The following is a 14070-nucleotide window of genomic DNA, read 5'->3' as shown; positions in this document are numbered from 1 at the left end:
GGGTTACATCAAGCGTTGATAAAGTTCGCGATAAGAGCTCGCTGCGACCTGCCAGCTAAAATCCATATTCATCGCCTGACGCTGCACGTAACGCCAGAGCGAAGGGCGCGACCACAGAACGAATGCGCGCCGGATGGCTCGCAGTAGCGACAGGGCATTGCTGTCTTCAAAGACAAATCCGCTGGCCAGGCCATCGGCCAGATTTTCCAGCGAGCTGTCGGTGACGGTATCCGCCAGGCCGCCGGTACGCCGCACCAGCGGCAGCGTGCCGTACTTGAGGCCATACAGCTGCGTCAGGCCGCACGGTTCAAAGCGGCTGGGAACCAGGATAACGTCGGCGCCGCCCATGATGCGGTGCGAAAAGGCCTCGTGGTAGCCAATCTGCACGCCCACTTTGCCCGGATGTTCGGCAGCCGCGGCCAGAAAGCCCTCCTGCAGTACCGGATCGCCGGCGCCAAGCAGCGCCAGCTGTCCGCCCTGCTCCAGCAGGCCCGGCAGCGCTTCAAGCACCAGGTCCAGCCCCTTCTGGCTGGTCAGACGGCTGACCACGGCAAACAGCGGCACCTTGTCGTCCACCTTTAGCCCCATAGCAATTTGCAGCTGGCGCTTGTTCTCCGCCTTGTCTTCAAGACTGTCGCGGTCGTAGCGCGCGGCCAGCAGCAGATCGTTTTGCGGATTCCAGATATTTGCATCCACGCCGTTAAGAATGCCCGACAGGCGCCCCTCGTGCTGCCGCTGGCGCAGCAGCCCCTCCATGCCGTAGGCAAACTGCGGTTCGGTTATCTCCCGGGCGTAGGTTGGGCTGACCGCCGTAATATGGTCGGCATAGTAAAGGCCCGCTTTGAGGAACGAGAGCTGGCCGTTGAACTCAAGGCCGTGCATGTTATAAAACGACCACGGCAGCTCGATCTCGTTCATATGCCAGGAGTAGAACATCCCCTGATAGGCCAGGTTGTGCACCGTGAACACCGATTTCGCCGGGTGGCCGCGCGCCGCCAGATAGGCCGGCGTCAGGCCCGCGTGCCAGTCATGAGCATGCACTACGTCAGGGCGCCAGAAGGGATCCAGCCCGCAGGCCATTTCGCTGCCCACCCAGCCAAGCAGCGCAAAGCGCAGTACGTTATCGGTGTAGGCATACTGGTTGGTATCGTGGTAAGGACTCCCCGGGCGATCGTAGAGATGTGGGGCATCAATCAGGTAGATGCCTACGCCGTTAAAATGGCCAAACAGCAGCGTAATGCGGCCGGCAAAGGTGTCTCTGCGCGTCACCACCTGCGCATCGGGTATTCCGCGACGAATATCAGGAAACGCGGGCAGCAGCACCCGCGTATCGATACCTTCTGCAATTTGTGCTGCAGGCAGCGCACCGATAACATCCGCCAGACCGCCGGTTTTTAACAGCGGGAACATCTCTGAACATACGTGTAAGACCTGCATTATCGCTCCTGTGGGTGCCCCAACTTCCTCAGCATGTCCCGGGTGACCAGCACAATACCTTCCTCTGAGCGGTAGAACCGACGCGCATCTTCTTCCGCGTGTTCGCCAATCACCATGCCTTCCGGAATCACGCAGGCGCGGTCGATCACGCAGCGACGCAGGCGACATGAGCGCCCCACCCACACGTCTGGCAATAAGACTGCCGAATCAATGTTACAGAATGAGTTCACCCGCACGCGCGGGAACAGCACCGACTGCACCACCACCGAACCGGAGATAATACAGCCGCCGGAAACCAACGAGTTCAGCGTCATGCCGTGGCTGCCGGAGCGATCCTGGACGAATTTCGCCGGCGGCAGCGACTCCATGTGGGTGCGAATCGGCCAGTTCTGATCGTACATATCCAGCTCCGGCGTCACCGACGCCAGGTCGAGGTTCGCCTTCCAGTAGGCTTCAAGCGTCCCCACGTCGCGCCAGTAGGGTTCGGCCTCGGGATCCGACTGTACGCAGGAGAGTGGGAAAGGATGTGCATAAGCCATGCCAGCTTCGGTTATCTTCGGAATGATGTCTTTGCCGAAGTCGTGGCTGGAGTTTTCATCGTTATCATCTTCCGCCAGCAGCTCATAAAGATAATCGGCATCAAAGACATAGATCCCCATGCTGGCCAGCGATTTGCTGGCGTCGCTCGGCATGGCGGGCGGCACGGCGGGCTTTTCGACAAACTCAATGATCCTGTCGCTCTCATCGACCGCCATCACGCCGAAAGCGGATGCCTCTTCGATGGGCACCGGCATACAGGCCACGGTGCAGCGCGCCCCTTTTTCGACGTGATCGATAAGCATGCGCGAGTAGTCCTGCTTATAGATATGATCGCCGGCGAGGATCACCACGTACTCCGCCTTATAGCGGCGAATGATATCGAGGTTCTGGGTTACCGCATCCGCGGTGCCGCGATACCAGTTTTCCCCGTGCACGCGCTGCTGCGCCGGCAGCAAATCGACGAACTCGTTCATCTCCTCGCTAAAGAACGACCAGCCGCGCTGGATATGCTGTACCAGCGTGTGCGATTGATACTGGGTGATCACGCCAATACGGCGAATACCTGAGTTAATGCAGTTAGATAATGCGAAATCGATAATGCGAAACTTACCGCCAAAATGGACGGCCGGTTTTGCGCGCTTAATCGTTAAATCTTTCAGTCGGGTACCGCGACCACCCGCGAGAATCAACGCAACGGTTTTGATGGGCAGCTGACGCGCCAGCATCAACGGATCGTTCTTTTCTAGCCTAACCATGATTAACTCCTTTTTACATCCCAGCCTTCCTGCCCTTCCCGCCGCGTTGCCGCCGCGAAGCTTACCGGAAGCCTCAGGACTTACGACCTTTGAAATACGCACACTCCGTGCGCGGGCCCATGCCAGACATCCATGATGACCGGATTATTCTCTCCGGCGAACGGAAGAACGGCGTGCCATTCCCCCGCGGGTAATTCCATACTGGTAACTTCTGGGGTGGCGTTCAGCGTAATCAGCCAGCGTTCGGATAGCTGGATTTGCATACGCATCGCGCCATGCTGCCACTCATCAGCGCTCAGCGGCTGCGCGTGTTGGTTTAGCCAGCGCACGCTGCCGTCTCCCTCCTGCCACCAGCGGTTGCCGGTTAACGCGGGGATACGGCTGCGTAGATGAATCAGCGCGGCGGTGAACGCGGTGAGCCCGCTGTTCGCCTTGCCCCAGTCAAGCCAGGTCAGCGCGTTGTCCTGACAGTACGCATTGTTGTTGCCATGCTGGCTATGGCCGTGTTCATCACCCGCCAGCAGCATCGGCGTACCCTGCGACAGCAGGAGCGTCACCAGCAGGGCGTGAACGCTATCGCGCCGCCTTTCAATCACGTCGAGCGTAGCCTCTAAACCCTCTATACCATGATTGCTGCTGTAGTTATTGTTAGTCCCATCGCGATTATCTTCCCCGTTCGCCTCATTATGTTTCTGATTGAAACAGACGCAGTCGCGCAGGGTGAAGCCATCATGGGCGGTAATCAGATTGACCGCCGCCGCCGGCTGCCGACCGCTGCGCTGAAAGAGGTCGCTGGAGGCGGCAAAGCGTTGGGCGAAGTCGCCCAATGACACGTTTTGCTGCAGCCAGAAACGGCGCGCCACATCGCGAAAATGGTCGTTCCACTCGGCAAACAGCGGCGGGAAATTGCCCACCTGATAGCCGCCGGCGCCGATATCCCAGGGCTCAGCAATCAGCTTCACCTCCGCCAGCTGCGGATCGCTGCGGATCGCCTCAAACAGCGGCGCATCCTGACGAAACTCCGGCGTCCGTCCCATGACCGAAGCCAGATCGAAGCGGAAGCCGTCAACGTGGCACTCATCCACCCAGAAACGCAGGCACTGGCGGGCGTACTCCACTACCCCAGGATGGCTGAGGTTGATGGTGTTCCCGCAGCCGGTCCAGTTGTGGTAGTCGCCGTCTTCTCTTATCCAATAATAGCTACGGTTGTCGATTCCGCGCAGGGAGAAGGTCGGTCCCTCAAGGTCGATTTCAGCGCTGTGGTTCAGCACCACGTCGAGAATCACCTCGATGCCCGCGGCGTGAAGCGCCTTCACCGCGTCGCGAAATTCGTCAAGCGCGCGCTCGGGCTCGCTGGCGTAGCGCGGGTCGAGGGCGAAAATCGCCAGCGGGTTGTAGCCCCAGTAGTTGCTTAATCCCATCCGCTGCAGGCGCGGCTCGCTGGCAAACTGCGCCACCGGCATCAGCTCCAGCGCGGTAATTCCCAGCGTGTTGAAATAGTCGATCATCACCGGATGACCCAGCGCCCGGTAGGTGCCGCGAATCGCCTCGGGCAGCCCGGGATGCAGATACGTCAGCCCCTTGACGTGGGCTTCATAAATGACCGTCTGACCCCACGGCGTGCGCGGCGGTTCGTCGCCCAGCCAGTCGTAACGCAGGTCGACGACCCGCGACTTCGGCGCGATCGCCGCGCTGTCGCGGTTATCGGGCTGCCGGTCGCCGCCGTGAAGACGCTCATCGTCAGGCAGCGCGCCCTCCACCCGATGGCAGCAGGGATCGAGCAGCAGCTTCGCCGGGTTGAAGCGATGCCCCTGCCCGGGCTCCCACGGGCCGTGAACGCGATAGCCGTAGCGCAGCCCCGGCCCGACGCCGCCCAGCCAGCCGTGCCAGACGTCGCCGCTGCGCGCGGGGAGATCGAAACGTCGTTCGTTCCCCTGCTCATCGAACAGGCAAAGCTCTACCCGCTCGGCATGGGCGGAAAAGAGGGTAAAGTTCACCCCCTTCCCGTCATAGCTTGCGCCCAGCGGAGCGGGCTTTCCTGGAGAAAGCGTCGTCATTGCGCCTCCCGTACCAGCCAGATGGTTGCCAGCGGCGGCAGGGTCAGCGCGAGCGAGTGCTCGCGGCCGTGGCTGGCGATCGCCTCGCTTTCCACCGCTCCCCCGTTGCCGGTATTGCTGCCGTGGTAGTACAGCGAGTCGGTGTTCAGCTCTTCGCGCCAGCGCCCCGGCTGGTTTATCCCGAAGCGATAGCCGTGACGCGGCACCGGCGTGAAGTTGCTGGCGACGATAATCTCGTTCCCGGCCCTGTCGCGACGAACGAAGACAAACACCGAGCGCTCGTGGTCGTCCACGACCAGCCATTCAAAACCGTAGCGGTCAAAATCAAGCTCGTGCAGCGCCTTGTGCCGACGATAGGTATGGTTCAGGTCGCGCACCAGACGCTGGACGCCGTGGTGCCAGTTGTCGCCGCCTTCCAGCAGATGCCAGTCGAGGCTGGCGTCGTGGTTCCACTCCCGCCCCTGGGCAAACTCGTTGCCCATAAACAGCAGCTTTTTACCGGGGAAGGCAAACAGCCAGCCGTAGTAGGCGCGCAGGTTGGCAAACTTCTGCCACGCGTCGCCGGGCATGCGGTCGAGAATCGATTTTTTACCGTGCACCACTTCATCGTGGGACAGCGGCAGGACGAAGTTCTCGGTGTAGTTGTAGAGCATGCCGAAGGTCATCTTGTCGTGATGATGACGGCGGTGAACCGGATCGAGCTTCATGTAGTCGAGGGTGTCGTGCATCCAGCCGAGGTTCCATTTGAACCAGAAGCCGAGTCCGCCCGTCGGGGCGGGACGCGAAACTCCGGCAAAGTCGGTGGACTCTTCGGCCATGGTGACCGCGCCCGGGGTCTGTTCGCCGAGCACGCGGTTGGTGTTACGCAGGAACTCAATCGCTTCGAGATTTTCCCGCCCACCGTACTCGTTCGGTACCCACTCGCCCTCTTTCCGGCTGTAGTCGCGATAGATCATCGACGCCACCGCATCGACGCGCAGGGCGTCAATGCCGAAGCGCTCAATCCAGTACAGGGCGTTGCCCACGAGGAAGTTGCTGACCTCCCGGCGGCCGTAGTTGTAGATCAGCGTATTCCAGTCCTGGTGATAGCCTTCACGCGGGTCGCTGTGCTCGTACAGCGCGGTGCCGTCAAATGCGGCAAGGGCAAAATCATCGGCGGGAAAGTGGCCCGGCACCCAGTCGAGGATCACGTTGAGACCCGCGGCGTGCGCGGCGTGAATGAAATAGCGGAAGTCTTCCCGGGTGCCGAAGCGGCGGGTCGGCGCGTACAGCCCGGTGGGCTGGTAGCCCCAGCTGCCGTCAAACGGATGTTCGTTGACCGGCAGCAGCTCCAGATGGGTAAAGCCCATCCATTTGGCATAAGGCACCAGCTGCTCCGCCAGCTCGCGATAGCTCAGCCAGAAGTTGTTGTCGGTATGGCGGCGCCAGGAGCCCAGGTGGACCTCATAAATCGAAACCGGCGCATCAAACTGGTTGGCCTGCCTGCGCTCCGGCGGCCGGTCGACTTTCTCCGGCAGGCCGCAGATCAGCGAGGCGGTATCCGGGCGCATCTGCGCTTCAAAGGCGTAGGGGTCGGACTTCACCCGCAGGTGGCCGTGCGCGTCGATCATCTCAAATTTATACAGCTGGCCGTTCTGCGCCCCGGGGACAAACAGCTCCCAAATCCCCGACTCTTTACGCAGGCGCATCGGGTGGCGGCGGCCGTCCCAGTAGTTGAACTGGCCGACGACGGAAACCCGACGGGCGTTCGGCGCCCATACCGAGAAGCGGGTGCCGGTGATGCCATCCATCGTATCGGCGTGGGCGCCGAGCGTTTCATAGGGCCGCAGGTGGGTGCCTTCGGAGAGCAGCCAGGCGTCCAGCTCCTGCAGCAGCGGGCCAAAGCGGTAAGGGTCATCGATCAGAGTGAGCTGACCGTGCCAGGTGACGGCCAGCTGATAGCGGAAAGCATTTTTTCGCCGCGGCAGAACGCCGCTAAAGAAACCGCGCGAGTCGAGGCACTCAAGCTTGCCGACTTTGCGTCCGGTTTTCGGTTCAATCACCCACACGTCGGTGGCATCGGGTAATAATGCGCGTACTTCCAGCCCGGCATCGGTGGCGTGCATGCCGAGTACGGAAAAAGGGTCCGCAAAATGGCCGGCGATAAGCTCATTAATCACGTCTCTATCAATATGATTAGACATGGTTTCATCCTGTTGTAAGTGCCGCCCTTTCCTGTATCTGGCGACTTTTTTTGACCTGAACGGCGCAGCACAATGTGCGTCCTTCTGCTCCGTCCCACCTTCAGGTAAGGAAACGTCGTTCCTTACTAAAGCATAGCCAAGGCTTTCTTACCCCCGTTGAGAAAAATCGAACATCCGCGTGTACTCCGTGTATTACGCAAAAAAAGGGGGTGTCAGACACCCCCTTTTTATTCATCCTGTGATTTACGCTAGCTGCCGCAGCATGCGGCGTAGCGGCTCGGCGGCACCCCACAGCAGCTGGTCGCCGACGGTGAAGGCCGAGAGATACTCCGGCCCCATATTCAGCTTACGCAGGCGACCAACCGGCGTTGTCAGGGTGCCGGTTACGGCAGCCGGAGTCAGCTCGCGCATGGTGATATCGCGATCGTTAGGAACCACTTTCGCCCACGGGTTGTGCGCCGCCAGCAGCTCCTCAACGGTGGGGATAGAAACGTCTTTTTTCAGCTTGATGGTGAACGCCTGGCTGTGGCAGCGCAGCGCGCCAACGCGCACGCACAGGCCGTCAACCGGGATAGCCGCCGAGGTGGCGAGGATTTTGTTGGTCTCAGCCTGGCCCTTCCACTCTTCGCGGCTCTGGCCGTTATCCAGCTGTTTGTCGATCCACGGGATCAGGCTGCCGGCCAGCGGGACGCCGAAGTTGTCCACCGCCAGCTCGCCGCTGCGGGTGAGCGAGGTCACCTTGCGCTCAATCTCCAGAATCGCGGAGGCCGGATTGGCCAGCTCCGTCGCGACGTGGCCGTGCAGCTGGCCCATCTGGGTCAGCAGCTCACGCATATGGCGCGCGCCGCCGCCGGAGGCCGCCTGGTAAGTCGCCACGCTGACCCACTCGACTAAATCCTGGGCAAACAGGCCGCCGAGGGACATCAGCATCAGGCTAACGGTACAGTTACCGCCGACAAAGGTCTTGACGCCATTGTTCAGGCCGGCGGTAATCACGTCCTGGTTAACCGGGTCAAGAATAATGATCGCATCGTCCTTCATGCGCAGCGAGGAGGCCGCGTCAATCCAGTAACCCTGCCAGCCGCTTTCACGCAGCTTTGGATATACGTCGTTGGTATAATCGCCGCCCTGGCACGTCACAATAATATCCAGCGCCTTCAGCGCCTCCAGGTCAAACGCATCCTGAAGCGTACCGGTGCTGCCAGCGAATGATGGCGCAGGCTGCCCCAGCTGGGAGGTGGAGAAAAAAACAGGGCGAATGGCGTCGAAATCGCGCTCTTCAACCATGCGTTGCATGAGTACAGAGCCGACCATTCCGCGCCAGCCGATAAAACCAACATTTTTCATAACGTATTTCCTGGGAGATGTGTGCTGTTTGTGCCAAGCCAGTTTCCTGCTGGATCATCCCTCACATTACAAAATGCTGCTAAAGTCGCAAGTGAAATTAATCAATGATTGCCCGGCAATCAGTAAAGCAGCTTATCTCATGCGCCAGCGGCCACCGTCGGCGTTTATAAAAACCCTATAGATTATCCGTGTAAGCGTAGCGAAAAGGGAATCATTTCCGCCGCAGTTTCGTTGATCTGGGTTATGGATTCGCGCGGAAACAGGGCGTTGAGGCGGGGATAAAAAACGGCGTTAGCCGTCGGGCGAAAAGAGCCCGACAGCGCTGCGCCGGGCCCTCTTATTAACGTTTAGCTGAGCAGCGAAAACGCAATCATACCGACGATGGCGCCGGTGGTGCCGAGGATAGTTTCCATCAGGGTCCAGGTCTTCAGCGTCTGGGCTTCCGTTGCGCCGGTAAACTAACCGAACAGCCAGAAGCCCGCGTCGTTGACGTGGCTCACGACGATTGAGCCGCCGGCGATGCAGATGGAAAGAGCCGCCATCTGCGCGCCGCTGTAGTTCAGCTGCTCGATAACCGGCATCACCAGACCGACAGCCGTTAGGCAGGCGACCGTCGCGGAGCCCTGGATAATGCGCACCGCGGCCGCCAGCACGAAGCAGGTAATCGCAATCGGCAGCCCCATCCCGGTCAGCGCTTCGCCGAGCGCCGGGCCGACGCCGGAGTCAACCAGCACCTGCTTAAAGACGCCGCCCGCGCCGATAACCAGCAGGATAATCCCCGCCGGCTGCAGCGCGTGACCGCAGATCTCCATGACGCGGTCTTTCGCCATCCCCTGGCGTACCGCCAGGCCATAAATCGCCACCAGGCACGCCACCAGAATCGCGGTGAACGGATGGCCGATAAATTCGAACCACTCATAGGTGCTGGAGCCTACCGGCACAAAGCGCGCGGCGACCGTTTTCAGCCCCACCAGCACCAGCGGCAGCAGGATCAGCGACAGGCTGAAGGCGAACGACGGCATTTTGCCTTCGCCGAGATGCGGCTCGGTCACGTCGTCCGGAATATGCAGCTCGACATAGCGGCTGATAAAGTTGCCCCACAGCGGCCCGGCGATAATCATCCCCGGGATCGCCGCGCACAGGCCAATCAGGATCATCCAGCCAAAATCGGCGTGCATTTGCGACGCCAGCAGCATCGGCGCGGGCCCCGGCAGCAGAAACGCCGCGGCGGCGGCTACGCCGGCAAACAGCGGAATGACCAGCTTCACCAGGTTGGTACCGGTATGGCGCGCCATCGAGAAGGCGACGCTAATCAGCAGCACGATGGCCACTTCGAAAAACAGCGGCAGCGCGCAGATCAGGCCGGCCAGGCCAATGGCGTAATGCGCCCGATTGTGGCCGAAAGATTTCAGCATCTTAACGGCTATCTGGTCGACGGCGCCGGTTTCGTGAAGAATCTTACCGAACATCGCCCCCAGCGCCACGACGATCGCCAGAAAGCCGAGCGTCCCGCCCATCCCTTTTTCCATGGTTGCCGCAATTTTATCCAGCGGCATCCCGGAGAAGAGACCGGCGCCAATAGAAACCACCATCAAAGCCACGAAGGCGTGCATACGCGCCTTCATGACTAAAAACAGCAGCAGCAAAACGGAGCCGACTGCTGTTAAAACAAGCGTTAATGTACTCACTATTTACTGCCTTTGTTGATCACCTCAATGGTGCTTGCGACCACGCCTTCCAGCGATTGATCTATATCGACGATTAATACATCGCCTTCGTCTGCGCCGGGTTCCTGCAGGGTTTCAAACTGCGTCACCAGCATCTGGGTTTTGAAGAAGTGGCCCTTGCGCGCCTTCAGGCGGCTTTCGATCAGGTCGAAGTCCCCTTTCAGGTAGACGAAGGAGAGGTTCGGATTGCCTTTGCGCAGAATGTCGCGATAGCTTTTTTTCAGCGCCGAACACACGATAAGCGACACTTTATTGGTCCGCTGCATGGCGAAGGCGGCGTCGTTCAGCGCCTGCAGCCACGGCGTGCGGTCGTCGTCATTCAGCGGCTCGCCGGAAGCCATCTTGTTGATATTGCTACGCGGATGCAGAAAGTCGCCGTCGAGGAACGCGGCATTCAGCCGATGCGCCACTTCGCTGGCGACGGCGGATTTTCCGCTGCCGGAAACGCCCATCAGGACATAGACGTGGTGATCATGGTTAGTCGTGCTCAAAGCTTCCTCCCACTGGACACATACGCGTTGACCTTCAGGCCGTTGGGATTCGACGTGAAAGCGCGCGCGCAGATTGATTGTTACGGGTAACTGTTATCGGTAACATTGTCATACCGGACTAATGGAGAAGCAATCACCATTGGTGCCAGAAGTGAATATGTGTGATCTACTTCAAACTTGTCAGTTTAAATAGATCCGCCCGGTGACAATGTGAAACCTAAATCTAACATCTTAGGGGTAACTGTTTCACCACGAATACGTGCCAGCAGACGCTCGGCGCCGATGCGCCCCATCCGCTCGCGCGGCGTCAGCACGCTGGCAAGGCGCGGCTCCATCACCTGGCCAATATCGTGGCCGTGGAAGCCGGCAATCGCCATATCATCCGGAATTTTCAATCCCAGACGCTGGCACTCAAAGGCCGCGCCGACCGCCAGGTCATCGTTGGTGCAGAAGATCCCGTCAAGCTGCGGATATTCGCGACGCGCCTGGCGCATCAGCTCAATCCCCGACGAGTAGGAAGAAGATTGTTCGACCATCACGCTATACGGCGTCATGCCCGCGTCGTGCATCGCCTGCTCATAGCCCTTCTGCTTGATAATAGTACGTTCATCAAGACGCGCACCAAGATAGGCCACGTGGCGATGGCCGCGGGCGATAATGGCGGCGGTCATCTGGCGCGCGGCGTCGAAGTTATCAAAACCGACGGCGATATCGAGGCACGGCGAGCGGCTGTCCATTAGCTCGACCACCGGGATGCCGGCGACTTCGATCATTTTCAGCGTCCGCGGCGTATGGGTACGTTCGGTGAGAATCAGGCCGTCGATGTTCCATGAGAGCATCGATTCGAGGCGTTTCTCTTCCATTTCAGGCTTATAGCCGTAGTGCGCCAGCATGGTCTGATAGCCAAAAGCATCGGTGACGCTTTCAATGCCGCGCAGCACTTCGGAAAAGACCTGGTTGGTTAACGAGGGCAGGAGCACGCCGATGGCGCGGCTGGTCGCGTTGGAGAGAATATCAGGGGCGCGATTGGGAATATAACCCAGTTCATCGAGAGCAACGGCAATCTTGCCACGCAAAGCCTCGGAAACCTGTTCCGGGTTGCGTAAAAAGCGACTGACCGTCATTTTGGTCACGCCGACAAGATCGGCTACATCCTGAAGTACGGGTCTTTTCTTTTTCATCGTCCTGACTGTGATAAATGGGAGAGATTTTCTCAGTTTATCACGGACAAAGCGCAACCTTCCCGGAGAAAAGCGCGCTAACGGCTTTATTTAGCGTTAATGGGCGAAATCGGGCGAGCGGCAGCGCCAAAAATCCCCGGCCGCGCAAGCGACCGGGTGACCGACAGAAAGCTGGCCGGAGTATTAGACCGGCGGCAGGTCGAACAGCAGAATTTCGCTGTCGCTATCGGCGTGAACCGAGATCGCCTGCTCGTCCCAAATCGCCAGGCCATCGCTGGTGGTCGCTTTGGTCCCGTTGATGGTGACCTCACCTTTTACCACCTGGATCCACACGCGACGCTCCGCGGCAATCTGGTGAACCGACTGCTCGTCCTTCAGCAGCGCCCAGCGGTAGAGCTCCATATCCTGATGCACCTTCAGCGAACCTTCGCGAGCGTCCGGCGACAGCACCAGCTGCTTGCCCTGCAGGGCATCAAACCGGCGCTGCTCGTAGCGCGGAGCGATGCCGTTTTCTTCCGGCATAATCCAGATTTGATACAGGTGCAGACGCTCGGTGCTGCTCGGGTTGTATTCCGAGTGACGCACCCCGGTACCGGCGCTCATGATCTGGAATTCGCCCGCAGGAACCTGTTCTTTGTTGCCCATGCTATCCTGGTGTTCAACCACCCCTTCCAGCACGTAGGTCAGAATTTCCATATCTTTATGCGGGTGGGTCCCGAAGCCCTGGCCGGCGTCAATCACGTCGTCGTTAATGACGCGCAGAGCGGAAAAGCCCATAAAATTGGCGTCATAATAGTTGGCGAAAGAGAACGTATGCCAGGAATCGAGCCAGCCATGATTAGCGTGACCGCGTTCGTTAGCTTTGCGTAAGTAGATCATGTTGCACCCCCGTATGTTTGCGATGGAATAAGTGTGGACTCATTCCGCTAACGATCATAGAGGGTGAAAATTGACTCCTCTGTTCAAAAAATATGAATAAGAGCAGAGGAGCTCAGAAAGCTTATTTATCGAGGATTATCGTGGCCGGAGAGGGCTGTCTGAAGCCGCGCTCAAGGATCTCCATATTGGTGAGAACCTCAGATTCCTTGATGTAATTTTCCGCCCCGTTCACCACGGTCTCGTAGAGTGAATCATAGACGCGCCCGTAGTCGCCGGGCTCCACCCGCAGCTCTTCGCGCACGCTCGCGCCGTTATCATCCACGAACTCCAGCAGGCCAATGCTTTCATCCGCCGCAAAGCCCGGCTCGCCCGGCATGATATTGGCCTTCAGGCTGGTTTCCTGCTGGTCGATGCCGTATTTGATAAACGACCCTTTATGACCGTGAACGATAAATTTCGGATACGCCAGCTTCACCAGGTGGCTGGTTTTGACAATCGCCTTCAGGTCGCCGTAGAACAGCTGAGCTTCGAAGGTATCATCCGGATTGGCCTGATTACGCAGGCTGCGAATATCGTACGCCACGCGATCCGGGCGGCCGAACAGGGAGATTATCTGATCCATCGTATGCACGCCCAGGCCATAAAAAGCGCCATCCTGCGCTAATCCGGGCTGCGTTTCCGCCGTCGGGCGATAGAGGTCGAAGTGGCTTTCAATTTCAACAATCTCACCCAGCTTACCGCTTTCAATCGCCTTCTTAGCGGTCAGGAAGCAGGAGTCAAAGCGGCGGTTCTGGTACGGCGTTACCGTCAGCCCCTTGCTCTTCGCCAGCGCAAACAGCTCTTTCGCTTCCGCCAGCGTCGGGGTAAAGGGTTTTTCCACCAGCACGTTCTTGCCGGCTTCCAGCGCGCGCTTCGCGTAGTCAAAGTGGCTATCGGCATGGGTGCAGACAATCACCAGCTTAACCTGCGGATCGTTAAGTACCTCATCGAGATCGCTGGTGAAGTGGATATGCGAATACTGCGGCGCCTGCTCTTCCGGCTTCGCGCTGCGGCGATAGATATGCGCCACGTGCCAGCGGTCTTTGCGGTGCAGAACGTAAGGAAGATGGTAGCGGGTGGTGCTTTTACCGAATCCAATAAATGCGCAGTGCAGAGTCATAACGCAGTCCTTAGTTGAGGTTTCTGCTCCTAACCATAGCGCACCCCGGCGACGAACTTAACTCTTAACCCGCTTAAGATGGCGGAAAATGACCGGCAAAAAGGCAAAAAAAAAGCCAGCACCTGGCTGGCTAAAGTAATACTGGAAGCAATGTGAGCAATGTCGTGCTTTCAGGCTTTCCGCAAGGGTCTCCCTGAATGCAGGACAATAATAATCATTCTCATTCGCACTTGTCTACTTCTTTTTGCAAAAATTAGCCGTTGACGCCTTTTTTAAAGTCAGGGATGTTGAAAGGGACCAAATGAGCGGATAAA

General features: G+C 58.9%; 9 protein-coding genes and 1 pseudogene. All 10 read right to left on the bottom strand.

Features of this window, described 5'->3' with window-relative positions; translation table 11 throughout:
- Window positions 1-3 precede the first annotated feature (3 nt).
- The 10 genes and pseudogenes from glgA to AC1M2H_RS01735 all read right to left on the bottom strand — a co-directional run bounded on the left by glgA (window position 4) and on the right by AC1M2H_RS01735 (window position 13756).
- Window positions 4-1437 (bottom strand): glycogen synthase GlgA, encoded by a 1434-nt coding sequence (gene glgA, locus AC1M2H_RS01780; protein ID WP_480150078.1) that lies wholly within the window; start codon window positions 1435-1437, stop codon window positions 4-6.
- A complete protein-coding gene (gene glgC, locus AC1M2H_RS01775; RefSeq protein WP_480150077.1) occupies window positions 1437-2732 on the bottom strand; it encodes a glucose-1-phosphate adenylyltransferase in 1296 nt (431 codons plus the stop codon). The genes glgA and glgC overlap by 1 nt, the downstream gene beginning before the upstream one ends.
- Window positions 2733-2812: 80 nt before the next feature.
- Window positions 2813-4789 (bottom strand): glycogen debranching protein GlgX, encoded by a 1977-nt coding sequence (gene glgX, locus AC1M2H_RS01770; protein ID WP_480150076.1) that lies wholly within the window; start codon window positions 4787-4789, stop codon window positions 2813-2815.
- Window positions 4786-6972: a 1,4-alpha-glucan branching enzyme gene (gene glgB, locus AC1M2H_RS01765; protein ID WP_480150075.1), complete on the bottom strand. Its 2187-nt coding sequence runs from the start codon at window positions 6970-6972 to the stop codon at window positions 4786-4788. Before glgB ends, glgX begins: the two co-directional genes overlap by 4 nt.
- Before the next feature lie 243 nt (window positions 6973-7215).
- Window positions 7216-8319, bottom strand: a complete 1104-nt coding sequence (gene asd / locus AC1M2H_RS01760; RefSeq protein WP_480150074.1) for an aspartate-semialdehyde dehydrogenase — start codon at window positions 8317-8319, stop codon at window positions 7216-7218.
- Between the two features lie 347 nt (window positions 8320-8666).
- Window positions 8667-10007: pseudogene (gntU, locus tag AC1M2H_RS01755) on the bottom strand (gluconate transporter).
- Window positions 10007-10537: a gluconokinase gene (gene gntK / locus AC1M2H_RS01750; RefSeq protein ID WP_480150073.1), complete on the bottom strand. Its 531-nt coding sequence runs from the start codon at window positions 10535-10537 to the stop codon at window positions 10007-10009. Before gntK ends, gntU begins: the two are co-directional and overlap by 1 nt.
- A 185-nt stretch (window positions 10538-10722) precedes the next feature.
- A complete protein-coding gene (gntR, locus tag AC1M2H_RS01745) occupies window positions 10723-11718 on the bottom strand; it encodes a gluconate operon transcriptional repressor GntR (protein WP_480150072.1) in 996 nt (331 codons plus the stop codon).
- Between the two features lie 183 nt (window positions 11719-11901).
- On the bottom strand, window positions 11902-12597 hold the full coding sequence (yhhW, locus tag AC1M2H_RS01740; RefSeq protein ID WP_041143039.1) for a quercetin 2,3-dioxygenase: 696 nt from the start codon (window positions 12595-12597) through the stop codon (window positions 11902-11904).
- 121 nt (window positions 12598-12718) lie between these two features.
- On the bottom strand, window positions 12719-13756 hold the full coding sequence (locus AC1M2H_RS01735; RefSeq protein ID WP_480150071.1) for an oxidoreductase: 1038 nt from the start codon (window positions 13754-13756) through the stop codon (window positions 12719-12721).
- Window positions 13757-14070: the final 314 nt, after the last annotated feature.

The organism is Klebsiella sp. F11 (assembly GCF_056712265.1).
Note: the sequence above shows the minus strand (reverse complement) of the source record. Positions and strands in the feature narration are given on the sequence as shown.

Bases quoted from the DNA above. Each gene is read 5' to 3' on its own strand.
- glgB (WP_480150075.1), bottom strand. From the start codon at position 6,972: ATGTCTAATCATATTGATAGAGACGTGATTAATGAGCTTATCGCCGGC.
- gntR (WP_480150072.1), bottom strand. From the start codon at position 11,718: ATGAAAAAGAAAAGACCCGTACTTCAGGATGTAGCCGATCTTGTCGGC.
- glgX (WP_480150076.1), bottom strand. From the start codon at position 4,789: ATGACGACGCTTTCTCCAGGAAAGCCCGCTCCGCTGGGCGCAAGCTAT.
- glgC (WP_480150077.1), bottom strand. From the start codon at position 2,732: ATGGTTAGGCTAGAAAAGAACGATCCGTTGATGCTGGCGCGTCAGCTG.
- asd (WP_480150074.1), bottom strand. From the start codon at position 8,319: ATGAAAAATGTTGGTTTTATCGGCTGGCGCGGAATGGTCGGCTCTGTA.
- yhhW (WP_041143039.1), bottom strand. From the start codon at position 12,597: ATGATCTACTTACGCAAAGCTAACGAACGCGGTCACGCTAATCATGGC.
- glgA (WP_480150078.1), bottom strand. From the start codon at position 1,437: ATGCAGGTCTTACACGTATGTTCAGAGATGTTCCCGCTGTTAAAAACC.
- AC1M2H_RS01735 (WP_480150071.1), bottom strand. From the start codon at position 13,756: ATGACTCTGCACTGCGCATTTATTGGATTCGGTAAAAGCACCACCCGC.